Source organism: Caulobacter sp. Root487D2Y (genome assembly GCF_001427165.1).
GTDB lineage: Bacteria > Pseudomonadota > Alphaproteobacteria > Caulobacterales > Caulobacteraceae > Caulobacter.
The window spans coordinates 284,046-300,485 of record NZ_LMFD01000001.1; the positions used below are offsets into that span (position 1 = coordinate 284,046).

11 protein-coding genes and 1 pseudogene are annotated in these 16,440 nt (G+C 70.3%); 8 read left to right on the forward strand and 4 right to left on the reverse strand.

Translation table 11 applies throughout. The features are described 5' to 3' along the window. Positions 1–194 precede the first annotated feature (194 nt). Together ASD38_RS01375 and gltB are read left to right on the forward strand one after the other, a co-directional pair. Positions 195–1,643, forward strand: coding sequence for an NAD(P)-dependent oxidoreductase (locus ASD38_RS01375; RefSeq protein ID WP_056443366.1), 1,449 nt, complete (start codon positions 195–197; stop codon positions 1,641–1,643). 128 nt (positions 1,644–1,771) lie between these two features. Then, positions 1,772–6,301, forward strand: a complete 4,530-nt coding sequence (gltB, locus tag ASD38_RS01380; protein ID WP_056456957.1) for a glutamate synthase large subunit — start codon at positions 1,772–1,774, stop codon at positions 6,299–6,301. Positions 6,302–6,419: 118 nt separating this feature from the next. On the opposite strand, the gene ASD38_RS01385 is transcribed toward gltB, so the two are convergent. Further along, positions 6,420–7,568 (reverse strand): citrate synthase, encoded by a 1,149-nt coding sequence (locus ASD38_RS01385; RefSeq protein ID WP_056456959.1) that lies wholly within the window; start codon positions 7,566–7,568, stop codon positions 6,420–6,422. Positions 7,569–7,646: 78 nt separating this feature from the next. Between ASD38_RS01385 and ASD38_RS01390 the strand changes: the two genes are divergently transcribed. From ASD38_RS01390 to queG, 6 genes and pseudogenes are all read left to right on the forward strand, one after another. Continuing rightward, positions 7,647–8,783: a citrate synthase/methylcitrate synthase gene (locus ASD38_RS01390; RefSeq protein ID WP_056443374.1), complete on the forward strand. Its 1,137-nt coding sequence runs from the start codon at positions 7,647–7,649 to the stop codon at positions 8,781–8,783. Between the two features lie 191 nt (positions 8,784–8,974). Then, positions 8,975–9,913 carry a cation diffusion facilitator family transporter gene (locus tag ASD38_RS01395; protein WP_056443377.1) on the forward strand — a complete coding sequence of 313 codons (939 nt, stop codon included), beginning with the start codon at positions 8,975–8,977 and terminating at the stop codon, positions 9,911–9,913. An 80-nt stretch (positions 9,914–9,993) separates the two neighbouring features. Further along, entirely contained in the window at positions 9,994–11,451 is a 1,458-nt protein-coding gene (gene rfaE1 / locus ASD38_RS01400) for a D-glycero-beta-D-manno-heptose-7-phosphate kinase (protein ID WP_056443381.1), read from the forward strand. A gap of 138 nt (positions 11,452–11,589) precedes the next feature. Beyond that, positions 11,590–12,276: an FtsZ-binding protein FzlA gene (gene fzlA, locus ASD38_RS01405; RefSeq protein ID WP_056444149.1), complete on the forward strand. Its 687-nt coding sequence runs from the start codon at positions 11,590–11,592 to the stop codon at positions 12,274–12,276. Between the two features lie 55 nt (positions 12,277–12,331). Beyond that, positions 12,332–12,457, forward strand: a pseudogene (locus ASD38_RS24970) (hypothetical protein); the annotation flags it as partial. Next, positions 12,421–13,554, forward strand: a complete 1,134-nt coding sequence (queG, locus tag ASD38_RS01410) for a tRNA epoxyqueuosine(34) reductase QueG (protein WP_056456962.1) — start codon at positions 12,421–12,423, stop codon at positions 13,552–13,554. The pseudogene ASD38_RS24970 and the gene queG, both read left to right, overlap by 37 nt. Here the strand turns inward: queG and rfbA are convergent. From rfbA to rfbB, 3 genes are read right to left on the reverse strand one after another with little or no spacing between them, the layout of a single operon-like run. After that, on the reverse strand, positions 13,551–14,417 hold the full coding sequence (gene rfbA, locus ASD38_RS23640) for a glucose-1-phosphate thymidylyltransferase RfbA (protein ID WP_056443387.1): 867 nt from the start codon (positions 14,415–14,417) through the stop codon (positions 13,551–13,553). The genes queG and rfbA overlap by 4 nt on opposite strands. A gap of 6 nt (positions 14,418–14,423) precedes the next feature. Further along, positions 14,424–15,314, reverse strand: coding sequence for a dTDP-4-dehydrorhamnose reductase (gene rfbD, locus ASD38_RS23645; protein WP_056456963.1), 891 nt, complete (start codon positions 15,312–15,314; stop codon positions 14,424–14,426). A 5-nt stretch (positions 15,315–15,319) separates the two neighbouring features. Continuing rightward, positions 15,320–16,381: a dTDP-glucose 4,6-dehydratase gene (gene rfbB / locus ASD38_RS01425; protein ID WP_056443392.1), complete on the reverse strand. Its 1,062-nt coding sequence runs from the start codon at positions 16,379–16,381 to the stop codon at positions 15,320–15,322. Positions 16,382–16,440: the final 59 nt, after the last annotated feature.

Here is a 16,440-nt window from a genome sequence, read left to right on the forward strand (position 1 = left end):
ACACGGTAAACAATCGGTTTATCCATAAAGTTGACTATTTTGGGTCATAACTGAGAGTGGCTCGCAATAACCCGGGGCCCATCACGGATATATTTGTCCACAATTTTGACTGACGCATTCTTCTTGCCGCGAAGAGTCCGTATGAGGCCCGCGCACGCAAATTTTTCCCCGGAAGCGGGGACGAGGGAAGTCGCATGGCCGAGCGCATGCTGAAATTCACGACCGTCGCCCGCACGACGCCCGAAAAGCGGGCGGCCAGCGAGCGCAATGGCGACTTCCACGAGATCTACGCCGACTTCATCGACGCCAAGGCCACCGAGCAGGCCTCGCGTTGCTCGCAATGCGGCGTGCCGTTCTGCCAGACCCACTGCCCCCTGCACAACAACATCCCCGACTGGCTGCGGATGACCGCCGAAGGCCGTCTGGAAGAGGCCTACCAGCTGTCGCAGGCGACCAACTCCATGCCGGAGGTCTGCGGCAGAATCTGCCCTCAGGACCGACTGTGCGAAGGCAACTGCGTCATAGAGCAGTCGGGTCACGGCACCGTGACGATCGGTTCGGTCGAACGCTACCTGACCGACAAGGCCTGGGAGATGGGCTGGGTGAAGCCGCTGACGGCCAAGGCCGATCGCGGCCAGTCGGTCGGGATCATCGGCGCCGGCCCGGCCGGCCTGGCCGCCGCCGAGAAGCTGCGCGAGGAAGGCTACGCCGTCACCGTCTACGACCGCCACGACCGGGCCGGCGGGCTGCTGATCTACGGCATCCCCGGCTTCAAGCTGGAAAAGGACGTGGTCGAGCGCCGCACCCGGCGCCTGGCCGACGGCGGCGTGGTGTTCAAGCTGGGCTTCGAGGTCGGCAAGGACGCCACCCTGCAGGACCTGCGCGACCGGCATGACGCCGTGCTGATCGCCGTGGGCGTCTACGCCGCGCGCGACCTGGTGGCCCCGGGCGCCGGCAGCCAGGGCGTGGTGCCGGCCCTGGACTATCTGATCGCCTCCAACCGCACGGGCCTGGGCGACAGCGTCCCCGCGTTCGAGAGCGGCGTGCTGAACGCCGACGGCAAGGACGTGGTCGTGGTCGGCGGCGGCGACACCGCCATGGACTGCGTGCGCACCGCCATCCGCCAGGGCGCGACCTCGGTCACCTGCCTCTATCGCCGCGACAAGGCCAATATGCCGGGCTCCTTGCGCGAAGTGGCCAACGCCGAGGAAGAGGGCGTGATCTTCGAATGGCTGGCCGCCCCGCGCGCGGTGATGGGCGAGGCCACGGGCGTCACCGGCGTGCGCGCCATCCGCATGCGCCTGGGCGCCCCGGACGCCTCGGGCCGCCAGACCCCGGAAGAGATCGAGGGCGGCGACTTCGACCGTCCGGCCCAGCTGGTGGTCAAGGCCCTGGGCTTCGAGCCCGAGAACCTGCCGGAGGCCTGGTCGGCCCCCGACCTGAAGACCACGCGCTGGGGCACGGTCAAGGCCGACGTCCGCCACCAGATGACCAATCTGGACGGCGTGTTCGCGGCCGGCGACATCGTGCGCGGCGCCTCGCTGGTGGTGTGGGCGATCAAGGACGGCCGCGACGCCGCCGACGCCATGCACCGCTACCTGATGACCAAGACCGGCGCCGCGGCGCTGATCGCGGCGGAGTAGGCGGCTGGTTCCCTCGTCCTTCGACAAGCCCGGGATGAGGAAACCAGACCGCCAGTGACGCTTCAGTAGCCCTCATCCTGAGCTTGTCGAAGGACGAGGGCGGACCAAGAAACTCTTCGGAGGCCGCTATGGCCCAAGACATCGACCTGTACTTGAAGAACCGCCAGGCCCTGATCGACGGCCACGCCTATGATCCCACCACCGAGCGCGACGCGTGCGGCGTGGGCCTGGTCTGCGCCATCGACGGCCAGCCGCGCCGCGAAGTCGTCGAACTGGCGATCAAGGCCCTCAAGGCCCTGTGGCACCGGGGCGCGGTCGACGCCGACGGCAAGACCGGCGACGGGGCCGGCGTGCTGGTCAGCGTGCCGCAGGACTTCTTCATCGACCAGGTGCGCCGCACCGGCCACGCCCTGCGCCAGGGCCCGATCGCCGTCGGCCAGATCTTCCTGCCGCGCACCGATCTGGGCGCCCAGGAGGCCTGCCGCACGATCGTCGAAGCCGAGGCCCTGCGCTTCGGCTTCTACATCTATGGCTGGCGCCAGGTGCCGGTGAACACCGCGGTGATCGGCGAGAAGGCCAACGCCACCCGTCCCGAGATCGAGCAGATCATGCTGGCCGCCCCGGCCGGCCTGGAAGGCGAGGCCCTGGAGCGCGCCCTGTTCCTGTGCCGCAAGCGCATCGAAAAGCGCGTCCATTCCCAGAACCTGTCGGGCTTCTACATCTGCTCGTTCTCGGCCAAGTCCTTGATCTACAAGGGCATGTTCCTGGCCGAGCACATCGATGAGTTCTATCCGGACCTGAAGGACGAGCGGTTCAGCGCCGCGGTGGCGATCTTCCACCAGCGCTATTCGACCAACACCTTCCCCGAATGGCGCCTGGCCCAGCCGTTCCGGATGCTGGCCCACAATGGTGAGATCAACACCATCAAGGGCAACATCAACTGGATGAAGTCCCACGAGATCAAGATGGCGGCCGACGCCTTCGGCGAGTTCGGGGACGACGTCAAACCGGTAATCCAGCCGGGCGGTTCGGACAGCGCCAACCTGGACAACACCTTCGAGGTGCTGGTCCGGGCCGGCCGCGACGCGCCGATGGCCAAGACCCTGCTGGTGCCGGAAGCCAACAGCCCGCACATGAAGCCGGCCCACAAGGCCCTCTACAGCTACTGCAACGCGGTGATGGAGCCGTGGGACGGCCCGGCCGCCCTGTGCGCCACCGACGGCCGCTGGGTCGTGGCCGGCAAGGACCGCTCGGGCCTGCGCCCGCTGCGCGTGGCCTATACCGACGACGGCCTGGTGATCATGGGCTCGGAAGCGGGCATGTGCGGCGTCGAGGAAAGCCGCATCACCCGCAAGCTGGCGATCTCGCCGGGGCGGATGATCGCCATCGACCTGGCGGGCGGCAAACTCTACGGCGAAGACGACATCATCGACGAACTGGCCGGCCGGCACCCCTATACCGACTGGCTGGGCAACATGGTCGATCTCGAAAAGGAAATCGGCCCCGGCCCCGAGCCGCGCAAGTACGGCCGCGAGGAGCTGACCCGCCGCCAGGCCGCCGCCGGCTTCAGCCTCGAGGACCTGGAAATGGTTCTGGCCCCGATGGTCGAGGAGGGCAAGGAAGCGGTCGGCTCGATGGGCGACGACGCGCCCCTGGCCGTGCTGTCGGAAAAGTACCGGCCGCTCAGCCACTTCTTCCGCCAGAACTTCAGCCAGGTGACCAACCCGCCGATCGATCCCCTGCGGGAGACCGGCGTGATGAGCTTGAAGACCCGGTTCAAGAACCTGGGCAACATCCTGGCGCAGGACGCGGCCCAGGCCGACGTCTACGTGCTGGAAAGCCCGGTCCTGACCACCGGCATGTACGAGCGCATCCACGGCCTGCTGGGCGAGAAGAGCGTGGTGGTCATCGACTGCACCATGCCGCTGCCGGCCCCGGAGGCCCGTCCCGGCGACGCCCTGCGCGCCAATCTCGACCGCATCCGGGCCGACGCCGAGGACGCGGTGCTGCGCGGCTGCGGGGCCATCGTCCTGACCGACGAGGGCTCGGGCGAGGACCGCGTCGCCCTGCCGATGATCCTGGCCACCGGCGGCGTCCACGCCCACCTGGTCGCCAAGGGCCTGCGCTCGTACGTCTCGATCATCGTCCGCTCGGCCGAGTGCCTGGACACCCACTATTTCGCGGTGCTGGTCGGCGTCGGCGCCACGGCGGTCAACGCCTATCTGGCCCAGGAAAGCTTCCAGGACCGCCTGGAGCGCGGCCTGATCGGCGACAAGTCGCTGCGCGACGTCTGCATCAACTTCAAGACGGCCATCGAGGGCGGTCTGCTGAAGATCATCTCCAAGATGGGCATCAGCGTCATCTCCTCGTACCGCGGCGGCTACAATTTCGAAGCCGTCGGCCTGTCGCGCGCCCTGGCCGCCGAGTTCTTCCCCGGCATGCCCTCGCGCATCTCGGGCATCGGCCTGGCGGGCCTGGAGAGCAAGGCGGTCGAGCTGCACCGCAAGGCCTGGGGCGAACCGGCCGTGACCCTGCCGGTCGGCGGGCTGTACAAGGTGCGCCGTTCCGGCGAGGCCCATGCCTTCGAGGCGCGGCTGATCCACACCCTGCAGAGCGCCTGCGACACCGGCGACTTCGAGCTCTATCGCCGCTGGTCCAACGGCCTGCGCACCCAAAAGCCGATCCAGCTGCGCGACCTGCTGGACTGGCGCTCGGACCGCAACCCGATCTCGACCGACGACGTCGAGAGCGTCAACGAGATCCGCAAGCGCTTCGTCACCCCCGGCATGAGCCTGGGCGCCCTGGGCCCCGAGGCGCACGGCGTGCTGAACATCGCCATGAACCGGATCGGCGCCAAGTCGGTGTCGGGCGAGGGCGGCGAGGACTCGGCGCGCTACAAGCCCCTGCCGAACGGCGACAACCCCAACAGCGCCATCAAGCAGGTGGCCTCGGGCCGGTTCGGCGTCACCGCCGAATATCTGAACCAGTGCCGCGAGATCGAGATCAAGGTCGCTCAGGGCGCCAAGCCCGGCGAGGGCGGGCAACTTCCTGGCTTTAAAGTCACGGAGATGATTGCACGTCTGCGCCACGCCACGCCCGGCGTGATGCTGATCAGCCCGCCGCCGCACCACGACATCTATTCGATCGAGGACCTGGCCCAGCTCATCTATGACCTCAAGCAGATCAATCCGATCGCCCGGGTCACGGTGAAGCTGGTGGCCGCCACCGGCATCGGCGCGATCGCGGCCGGGGTGGCCAAGGCGAAAGCGGACGTCATCCTGGTGTCCGGCAATGTCGGCGGCACCGGCGCTTCCTCGCAGACCTCGGTCAAGTACGCCGGCGGTCCGTGGGAGATGGGGCTGTCGGAAGCCAACCAGGTGCTGACCCTGAACAACCTGCGCCACTCGGTGGTGCTGCGCACGGACGGCGGCATCCGCACCGGCCGCGACGTGGTGATCGCCGCCATGCTGGGCGCCGAGGAGTTCGGCATCGGCACCGCCTCGCTGGTGGCCATGGGCTGCATCATGGTGCGCCAGTGCCACTCCAACACCTGCCCGGTCGGGGTCTGCACCCAGGACGAGGCCCTGCGCGCCAAGTTCACCGGCACGCCGGAAAAGGTCATCAACCTGTTCAGCTTCGTGGCCGAGGAAGTCCGCGAGATCCTGGCGGGCCTGGGCTTCAAGTCGCTCCAGGAAATCGTCGGCCGCACCGACCTGCTGGCCCAGGTGTCGCGCGGTGGCGAGCACCTGGACGACCTGGACCTCAACCCGCTGCTGGTCCGCGCCGATCCCGGCCAGAACAAGCCCTACTGCACCGTCGAAGGCGGCCGCAACCCGGTGCCCGACACGCTGGACGCCCAGATCGTCCGCGACGCCGCGCCCTTGCTGGAGCGCGGCGAGAAGATGCAGCTGACCTACACGGTCCGCAGCACCGCCCGGTCGATCGGTTCGCGCACCTCCAGCCACATCGTGCGCAAGTTCGGCATGAAGGGCCTGCCCGCGGGTCACCTGACCGTCCAGCTCAAGGGCTCCGCCGGCCAGAGCCTGGGCGCCTTCGCGGTCCAGGGCCTGCGCATCGAGCTGACCGGCGAGGCCAACGACTATGTCGGCAAGGGCCTGTCGGGCGCGACGATCGTCATCAAACCGGCCCGCGGCCTGGCGGCCCCCGAGACCAACACCCTGATCGGCAACACCGTGCTGTTCGGGGCCACCTCGGGCCGGCTGTTCGCGGCCGGCCAGGCCGGCGAGCGCTTCGGGGTCCGCAACTCCGGCGCCACCACGGTGGTCGAAGGCTGCGGCGCCAACGGCTGCGAATACATGACCGGCGGCCAGGTGGTGATCCTGGGCCCGACGGGCGGCAACTTCGGGGCCGGCATGACCGGCGGCATGGCCTTCGTCCTGGACCAGCACGGCCGGTTCGAGAACCTGGTCAATCCCGACAGCATCCTGGTCCAGCGCCTGGCCTCGCCCTATTGGGAAGGCGTGCTGCGCTCGCTGGTGGCCGAACACACCCGCGAGACCGACTCGGCCTTCGCCGAGAGCCTGCTGCGCGACTGGGACCGGGTGCGGGACCTGTTCTGGCAGGTCTGCCCGAAGGAGATGGTCTCGCGGCTGCCGCAGCCCCTGGCGGCGGAAGAGGCGGTCCACGAGCGGGCTTAAATCAGGCCCTCCCCCTGTGGGGGAGGTGTCGGCGCAGCCGACGGTGGGGGGAGTTGGCCGAGGTGGGTCTTCTCCCCCCACCGGCGGCTTCGCGCCGCCTCCCCATGGGGGGAGGGACTTAGGCTGCCGGCTTCGGACCGATGTACCGCGCCCGCGGCCGGATCAGCTTGCCCGTCTGCAGCTGCTCGATCGCGTGGGCGTGCCAGCCCGCCATCCGCCCCACCGCGAACAGGCTGAACGGCGCGTCGGCGGGCAGGGACAGGGCGCGGGCCATGGCGACCAGGGCGAAATCGATGTTGGGGGCCAGGCCGGTGGCGGCCTCGGTCTCGGCCCGCAGCTCGGCGAGCATGGCCGGAACCTTGAACGCGCCCAGCAACGCCGCCGCGCGCGGATCGCCGTCCGGATAGAGCGGGTGGCCGAAGCCCGGCATGGCCGAGCCCTGGGCCAGGCGCTCGGCCACGGCCTTGGCCGGTCCGCGCCGCTCGGCCTCGTCGACGAACATCTCGACCCGCGCCGCCATGCCGCCGTGCAGGGGTCCCGACAGCGCCGCCAGCCCGGCCAGGGAGGCCGCCGCCAGCGAGGCGCCGGTCGAGGCGGCGACCCGTACCGCGAAGGTCGAGGCGTTCAGCTCGTGGTCGGCCAGCAGCACCAGGGTCCGGCGCACCAGGTCCGCGCCCGACGCGTCCAGGCTCCAGGCGTCGGCGAGCCGTCGATGGATCGCGCCTTCGCCGACCGCGCCGGCCACCGCGTCGGCGGCGGCCTCCAAGAGGCCAGCGGCCTCCATGGCCAAGGCTAGAGGCGCGCGGCCCCGGGCCGGCGGATCGATCCCGGCCCGGGCGGCCAGGGTCGAGAACAGCCGGGCGCGCGGCGTCTCGCCCTTCTTGGGCTTCTTCGGTTCGGACCCGGTCAGCGGCGCGCCGTGGCCGCCGCGCAGCAGGCGGGCCACCTGCTCCAGGCTGTGCATGCGGGCCAGGTCCACGGCGTCCTGGCCGCGATAGAACAGCCGCCCGCCCTCCACCGTGGTGATCGCCGAGGGCAGCACGGGCTCGCCCCAGGCGATGGCCTCGGCCGCCACGTCGGCGGCGCGCCGGCCCCGGGCCTTCTTGGCGGCCAGGGCGGCGACGTCGGAGGCGCGGTAGAGGCTGCGGCGCGGATCGTCCGGATGGGCGGCCGCGCCGACCCGGCCCCGGCTGACATAGGCGTACAGCGTCTGGGCCCGCACCCCCAGCGTCGCCATCGCCTGTTCCGCGTCGATCCATTCGGCCATTTATATTGATTACATTGATCAAGATTGACGATCAAGTCTCGCGGGCGTGGATTGGGCGGCGAAAGGAGACCTATTTCCATGTCCAAGGGTCTTTCCACCCCCCAAGCCGCCGCCCATGCCGCTGAAGGCCTGGAAGGCGTCGTCGCCGCCCACACCGTGCTGTCCGATGTCGACGGCCAGGCCGGCCGCCTGACCATCCGGGGCTACGCCGTCGAGGACCTGGCGCACCGCGCTGGGTTCGAGGACGTCGCCCACCTGCTGCTCGACGGCTTCTTCGACGCCATGCCTTCGGACCTGGCCCCCGCCCTGGGGGCGGCCCGGGTCCGCGCCTTCGCCGAGGTCGCGGCCCTGGACGAGGGCTTGGCCAAGCGCGATCCCGTCGAGGCCGTCCGCGCCCTGATCGCCCGCCTGCCGGACGGCGACGGGCTGGACACCGCCCTGCTGCTGATCGCCGCCCCGGCCGTCTTCACCCCCGCCGTGCTGCGGGTCGCCGGCGGCCAGTCGCCGGTCGCCCCGGACCCGGCCCTGTCGCACGCCGCCGACATGCTGGCGATGACCCGCGGCGTCCCGGCCACGGACGGGGAGGCGAGGGCGCTGGACGCCTATCTGGTCACGGTCTGCGACCATGGCCTGAACGCCTCGACCTTCGCCGCCCGGGTGGTGGCCTCCACCCGCGCCGGCCTGACCTCGGCGGTGCTGGCCGGGATCTCGGCCCTGAAGGGCCCGCTGCACGGCGGCGCGCCCGGTCCGGTGATCGAGATGCTGGACGCCATCGGAACGCCCGACAACGCCGAGGCCTGGCTCCTGAACGCCCTGGCGCGCGGCGACCGGCTGATGGGCTTCGGCCACCGCATCTACCGGGTCCGCGACCCGCGCGCCGACGCCCTGAAGGCCGCGATCCGCCAGCTGGCCCAAAATGCGAGCTTGGCCTCGAACGCCGTGCCCGGCCGCCTGGCGTTCGCGGAGGCGGTGGAGCAGGCCGCCCTGCGGATCCTGCGCGAGCGCAAGCCCGACCGCGCGCTGGAGACCAATGTCGAGTTCTACACCGCCCTGCTGCTGGAGGCCCTGGGCCTGCCGCCGGCCAGCTTCACCTGCGTGTTCGCCATGGGCCGCACGGCCGGCTGGATCGCCCACGCGCGCGAGCAGCTGGCGACCGGCAAGCTGGTGCGCCCGCAGTCGGTCTATGTGGGGCCGAGGACGAAGGCGGCGGCTTGAACCTCTCCTCACCCGTGCAACGGGGGAGGTGGCTCGGCGCGAAGCGACGAGACGGAGGGGGCGTCGTGCGGCGGGAACGCCCCCTCCGTCACGATGTGTATTCGCATCGCGCCACCTCCCCCGCGATGCGGGGAGGAAAGCGCGAGTCGTTCGCGCTGTGGCTGCGCGCTCAGCCTTGCTAAACAGCGGGCATGTCCGTCTCCACGCCCGCCCTGACCGCCGCCGAGTCCCTGGTCCTCACCCGCCGGGTCACGACCCTGTCGGTGGCCGTGGCGGCGGTGCTGATCCTGATCAAAGGCGCGGCCTGGCTGGCTGGCCACTCGGTGGCCATGCTGGCCTCGTTGGCCGACAGCAGCCTGGATCTGGTGGCCTCGCTGATCACCTTCTACGCGGTGCGCTACGCGGCCGAACCGCCCGACGCCGAGCACCGCTTCGGACACGGCAAGGCCGAGGCCTTCGCCAGCCTGACCCAGGGCGGCCTGGTGTTCGCCTCGGCGGCGCTGATCGGCCAGGAGGCCATCCGCGCCCTGTTCAGGACCCAGCCGCCGGAGCACGGCATGCTGGGCGTCGGGGTCATGGTCGCCTCGATCCTCCTGACCCTGATGCTGATCCGCGCCCAGACCGAGGTGACCAAGAAGACCCGCTCGGTGGCGGTGTCGGGCGACCGCGCCCACTACGCCGCCGACCTGGCCTCGAACGCCGTGTCGCTGGTGGGCGTCGGCGCGGCCAGCCTGCTGCACCTGGCCTGGGTGGACGCCGCCGCCGGCCTGATCGTGGCGCTGTGGCTGCTGTGGGGCGCGATCGGCGTGTTCCGCGAGGCGGCCCACCAGCTGATGGACCACGAATTGCCGCTGGAGGACCGCCAGACGATCATCGCCCTGATGACCGCCGACCCCCGCGTGCTGGGCGTCCACCAAGTGCGCACGCGCGCCTCGGGACCCTACATGCACGTCCAGGCGCACATGGACCTGGATCCGGCCCTGCCCCTGAGCGTCGCCCACGCGGTGATGGTGTCGGCCGAAAACCGGGTTCTAGAGCGGTTTCCGGCCGCCGACATCCTGCTGCATCCCGATCCGCGCGGCGTGGCCGAGCCGCATGGCGGGGCGTTCGGCGAGGCGCCGCCGCACTGAACGCGCATCGCCGGGCTTGCCGACCGCGCTCCACGGGGCCAAATGGCGCTACTCCCTGTGACGTTAGAGCGACCGACCTGATGGACGACACCCTGGCCAAGCTGCCGCGAGCCTTTTCGGGCGCCACCGTGCTGGTGCTGGGCGACGTGATGCTGGACCGCTTCGTCTATGGCGCGGTGGACCGCATCTCGCCCGAGGCGCCGGTGCCGGTGATCGCCGTCGAGCGCGAGACGGTGATGCTGGGCGGAGCGGGCAACGTGGCCCGCAACGTCGCGGCCCTGGGCGGGCGGGCGGTGCTGGTGGGCGTGGTCGGCGACGACGACGCCGGCCGGGTGCTGACCGGCCTGATCGACCGCGAGCCCAGCCTGGATTCGGCCCTGATCGTCGACGCCCAGCGCCGCACCACCGAGAAGACCCGCTACATCTCCGGCTCGCACCAGATGCTGCGCGCCGATCGCGAGGACAAGGGCGAGGCCGACGGCCAGGCCCTGCTGGCGGCGTTCAGCGCCCACCTGCGCGAGGTCGACGTGGTGGTGCTGTCCGACTACGCCAAGGGCGTGCTGACCCCGGTGGTGCTGAAGGCCGCCATCGCCGCGGCCAACGCCGCCGGCAAGCCGGTGATCGTCGATCCCAAGAGCCGCGACTTCACGCGCTATGACGGCGCGACCCTGATCAAGCCGAACCGCCGGGAGGCCGCCGAGGCCACCGGCGTGGCCGGGGCCGGCGACGAGGCCGCCGCCGAGGCCGCCGACGCCATCCTGTCCACGGCCCCCAACCTGGCCGCCGCCCTGATCACCCGGGGCGGGGCGGGCATGACCCTGGCCGTGCGCGGCGAGGCCCCCGTCCACCTGCCGGCCACGGCCCTGGAGGTGTTCGACGTCTCCGGGGCCGGCGACACCGTGGCCGCGACCCTGGCGCTTTCGCTCGCTCGCGGCGCCAGTCCGCTGGACGCGGCTCGCCTGGCCAACCTCGCCGCCGGGCTGGTGGTGGCCAAGCTGGGCACCGACGTGGTCACCGCCGACGAGCTGGTCGGCCTGGCCCACGGCGAGCACGCCGACCCGATCGCCGACAAGATCGCCGACCTCGACGGCGCCCTGGCCGTCGTCGCCAGCTGGCGGGCGCGGGGCCTGAAGGTGGGCTTCACCAACGGCTGCTTCGACCTGCTGCACCCCGGCCACGTCTCGCTGCTGGCCCAGGCCAAGGCCGCGTGCGACCGGCTGATCGTCGGCCTCAACACCGACGCCTCGGTCCAGCGCCTGAAGGGTCCGACCCGGCCCGTGCAGAAGGAGACCGGCCGCGCCACCGTGCTGGCCTCGCTGTCGTCGGTGGACCTGGTGGTGCTGTTCGACGAGCAGACCCCGCTGAACCTGATCAGGGCCTTCCGCCCCGACGTGCTGGTCAAGGGCGCCGACTACACGGTCGAGACCGTGGTCGGCTCCGACGTCGTGCTGGGCTACGGCGGCAAGGTGGTGCTGGCCGAATTGAAGGCCGGCCAGAGCACGACCAACCTGATCGGCCGGATGAACGCCAAAGCTTGAGCGTAAGAGTTAACGCCGGCCCTTCAGGTCAAACGGCCCGAATTTAGTCGCGAAGTCGACGGAAGACCGGTGTTCAGCAAGTTCTTGTTAAACAAAACGGCGCATCGATCGAACGATGCAGCCTGAATGCGCGTGGGCATGAGCGTCGAACGAACCCTTCACCACTTCCCCCTGGATCCGGCCTCGCGCCAGGTGCGCCTCGCCTTGGCCGAGAAGCGCCTGCCGTTCGTCGAGGTCCAGGTGCGCTATTGGGAGGGCCCGGAGGAATTCCTCAAGCTCAACCCGTCGGGCGTGCCGCCGGTGCTGGTCGAGACCAAGCACCAGCGCACCACGGTGATCGCCGAGACCCGCGCCATCCTCGAGCACATCGAGGAACAGGATCCGGAACCGGCCCTGCTGGGCCGCGAGCCGGGCGAGCGGGCCGAGGCGCGCCGCCTGCTGCAGTGGTTCGACCGCAAGTTCGACAACGAGGTCAACGGCTTCCTGCTGCACGAGAAGATGGAAAAGCGCCTGCTGCGGCTGGGCGCGCCGGACCTGTCGTCGCTGCGTCGGGGCCGTGACGCCCTGCGCCAGCACATGGACTACATCGAAGGCCTGCTGAACACCCGCGACTGGCTGGCCGGCCGGCGCATGAGCCTGGCCGATTTCGCCGCCGCCGCCCACCTGTCGGTGATCGACTATTTCGGCGACGTGCCCTGGAAGGACTTCCCGACGACCAAGACCTGGTACATGAAGCTGAAGTCCAGGCCCGCCTTCCGACCCATCCTGGCCGATCGCTGGCCGGGCCTGGCGCCGGTCGCGCACTATGACGATCTCGACTTCTAGGCGTTCCGGCGCGTAAGACCGGTGGAGCGTAGTCCTCGTCCTTCGACAGGCTCAGGATGAGGAATACGACCGCCGACGCCGCAAAAGTAGCCCTCATCCCGAGCTTGTCGAAGGAAGAGGGCGGCCCACAGACCGGTCAGCCGAGTGTTCTCAGATCCTTGCCACCCCAATGAAGCGCTGAGGGACGAGATCCGAGCCGAGGCCCTGCGGCTGGGTTTCGACGCGTGCGGCTTCGCCAGCGCCTCGGACGCCTGGCCCAACGGCGGCTGGCTGCGGGAATTCGTGGCCGAGGGTTTCCACGGCGACATGGGCTGGATGGAGGAGACGCTCGACCGGCGTTCCCACCCCACCGCCATGTGGACCGACGCCAGGACGGCGGTGGTGCTGGGCGTCAACTACGGCCCCGAGCACGATCCGCTGCTGGCCCTCGAGGACGGCTCGCGGGCGGCGATCAGCGTCTACGCCCAGGGCGACGACTATCACGAGGTGATCAAGAAGCGGCTGAAAGCCCTGGCCCGCTGGATGCACGGCCGGTTCGGCGGCGAGGTGAAGGTGTTCGTCGACACCGCGCCGCTGATGGAAAAGCCGCTGGCCCAGCGCGCCGGCCTGGGCTGGCAGGGCAAGCACACCAACCTGGTCTCGCGTCAGTTCGGCTCGTGGCTGTTCCTGGGCTCGGTGCTGACCACCCTGGACCTGCCGGCCGATCCGCCCGAGCGCGACCATTGCGGCTCGTGCCAGGCCTGTCTGGACATCTGCCCGACCAACGCCTTTCCCGGTCCCTACCAGCTGGATGCGCGGCGCTGCATCTCGTACCTGACCATCGAGCTGTCGGGCCCGATCCCGGTCGAGTTCCGTCAGGCCCTGGGCAACCGCATCTACGGCTGCGACGACTGCCTGGCCGCCTGCCCGTGGAACAAGTTCGCCAGCCTCTCCAGCGAGATGGCCTTCCACGCCCGCGAGACCCTGAAGGGATCGTCCCTGGCGGAGCTGGCCGGGCTGGACGACCCGGCGTTCCGCGCCCTGTTCAGCAAGAGCCCGGTCAAGCGCATCGGCCGCGACCGGTTCGTGCGCAACGTGCTCTACGCGATCGGCAACAGCGGCGACGCGGGGCTGATGGCGGTGGTCGAGCCGCTGCTGGCCGATCCGTCGCCCGTGGTGCGGGGGGCGGCGGTCTGGGCGGCGGGGCGGCTGTTGGACCCGGCGGCGTTCGCGCGGTTGGAAGCGACGAGGGTCGAGGATGATCCAGAGGTGCGAGTCGAGTGGGCGGGCGCCGCCTAGCCTCCCGCCAGCCGCACCAGGTACTGGCCATATTCGGTCTTGCCCATCGCCGCTCCTAGCGCGGCGACCTGCTCGGCCGAGATCCAGCCCTGGCTGAAGGCGGCCTCTTCGGGGCAGCCGACCTTCTGACCCTGGCGCTTTTCGATGGCGCGGATGAATTCGGTGGCCTCGACCAGGCTGTCGTGGGTGCCGGTGTCGAGCCAGGCGTAGCCGCGGCCCAGCTTGGCGACCGACAGCTGGCCCTTTTCGAGATAGAGCTGGTTGATGTCGGTGATTTCCAGCTCGCCCCGGGCCGAGGGCTTGAGGGCGCGGGCCATCTCGACCACCTGGCGGTCGTAGAAATAGAGGCCCGTCACCGCCCAGTTGGAGCGCGGCGCGGCGGGCTTCTCCTCCAGCGACACGGCCTGGCCGTCGGCGTCGAAATCGACCACGCCATACCGCTGCGGATCGGTGACGTGATAGGCGAAGACCGTCGCGCCGGCGTCGGAGGCGGCCGCCTGGGCCAGGGCCTCGCTCAAGCCGTGGCCGAAATAGAGGTTGTCGCCCAGCACCAGGGCGCACTTGTCGTCGCCGATGAAGGCGTCGCCGACGATGAAGGCGTCGGCCAGGCCGCGCGGGGTGTCCTGCACCGCGTAGTCGAAGCGCACGCCCCAGGCCGAGCCGTCGCCCAGCAGCGCCTTGAACAGCGGGACGTCGCGGGGCGTGGATATGATCAGGATGTCGCGGATCCCGGCCAGCATCAGGGTGCTGATCGGGTAATAGACCATCGGCTTGTCGTAGATCGGCAGCAGCTGCTTGCAGACGGCCAGGGTCAGGGGATGGAGGCGCGTGCCGGATCCACCGGCGAGGACAATGCCTTTCATGGGCGACTAGAACTCCATCTCGTTCATGCAGGCGGCCAGGCTTTCGCGCCAGGGGCGACAGCGCCAGGGCAGGGCGGTTTCGATCTTGCCGCAGTCCAGGCGCGAATTGGCCGGGCGTTTGGCGGGGGTGGGATAGTCGGCCGTGGTGATCGCTCGCACGCGGGCGGTCGGGCCGCCGCGTCGCGCCGACTCCGCGAAGATCGCCGCGGCCAGGTCGGCCCAGCTGGCGTCGCCGGCGCCGCTGAGATGATAGACCCCGGCCAGCCCGGGATCGCGCGCCAGGGCGTCGGTCGCCAGCAGGGCCGCCTGCGCGCAGTCGCGGGCCCAGGTCGGGCGGCCGATCTGGTCGGCGACGACGCCGATCTCGTCGCGGTCGCCGGCCAGGCGCAGCATGGTCCTGACGAAGTTGGCCCCATGGGCGCCGTACACCCACGAGGTGCGCAAGGTGATCGCCGGGCCGCCGGCCGCCGAAACGGCCTGTTCGCCGGCCAGCTTGCTGGCGCCGTAGACGCCGGTCGGACCGGTGGGGTCGGTCTCGACATAGGGCCGGTCCAGGGTCCCGTCGAACACGTAGTCGGTCGAGAAGTGCGTGAAAGGCAGGCCGCGCGCCGCGCAGGCCCTGGCCATGGCGGCCGGAGCGTCGCGGTTGAGAGCGAAGGCGGCGTCCGGCTCGCCCTCGGCCCGGTCGACGGCTGTGTAGGCGGCGGCGTTGATCACCGCGCCGGGGCCGATCTCGGCGATCAGGCCCTCGATGGCGCTGTCGACCGCCTTGGGGTCGGACAGATCCAGGGTCCCACGCCCGGCGAAGGTCATGGCGCGGCCGCTCGCCTCGGCGAGGTCGGCCAGTTCGCGGGCCACCTGGCCGTCGCGGCCGAAGACGAGGATGGGTCCGGTCATCGGCCTCAACCGGCCTTGGCGGCCGGCAGGCCCAGCCGTCGGCCGTCATAGGCCGCTCGCAGCGGCGCCCACCAGTCGGCGCGGGCCAGATACCATTCGACGGTCTTGCGGATGCCGGTCTCGAAGGTCTCGCGGGCCCGCCAGCCCAGTTCGGTCTCGACCTTGGTCGCGTCGATGGCGTAGCGGCGGTCGTGGCCGGGCCGATCGGCGACGAAGGTGATCAGGTCGCGGTGCGAGCCGTCGACGCTGGGGGCCAGCTCGTCCAGCAGATCGCAGATCGTCTGAACCACCTGGAGATTGTTGCGCTCGTTGCGGCCGCCGACATTGTATTTCTCGCCCGGCCGGCCCGTCTCCAGGATCATGCGCAGGGCGCGGGCGTGGTCCTCGACGAACAGCCAGTCGCGGATGTTGCCCCCGTCGCCGTAGACCGGCAGGGGCCGGCGCTCCAGGCCGTTCAGGATCATCAGCGGGATCAGCTTCTCGGGGAAGTGATAGGGCCCGTAGTTGTTGGAGCAGTTGGAGACCAGCACCGGCAGGCCGTAGGTGTGGAACCAGGCCAGGGCCAGGTGATCGGCCGCGGCCTTGGAGGCCGAATAGGGCGAGGTCGGGGCATAGGCGGTGGTCTCCTCGAACAGCCCCTCGGCCCCGAGGCTGCCATAGACCTCGTCGGTGGAGACATGGACGAAGCGGAAGGCGTCCTTGGCCGCGCCGGTCAGGCCGCGCCAGTAGTCCAGGGCGCAGTCCAGCATCACATAGGCGCCGACGATGTTGGTCTCGATGAACGGACCGGCCCCGGAGATCGAGCGGTCGACGTGGGACTCGGCGGCCAGGTGCAGCACGGCGTCGGGGCGATGGGTTTCGAAGACGGCCTGCATCGCGGCGCGATCGGCGACGTCGGCCTGAACGAACACGTAGTCGGGCGAGGCCGAGACCTCGGCCACCGAGGTCAGGCTGCCGGCATAGGTGAGCTTGTCGACATTGACGACCTGGTCGCCCGTCTCGCCGAGCAGGAGGCGGCAGACCGCCGAGCCGATGAAGCCCGCGCCGCCGGTGACCAGTATCTTCACGCCCTAATCCTTCAGCCTGCGCACGCTTGCGGAATATCATCTGCCGCGAGGCTTCGATA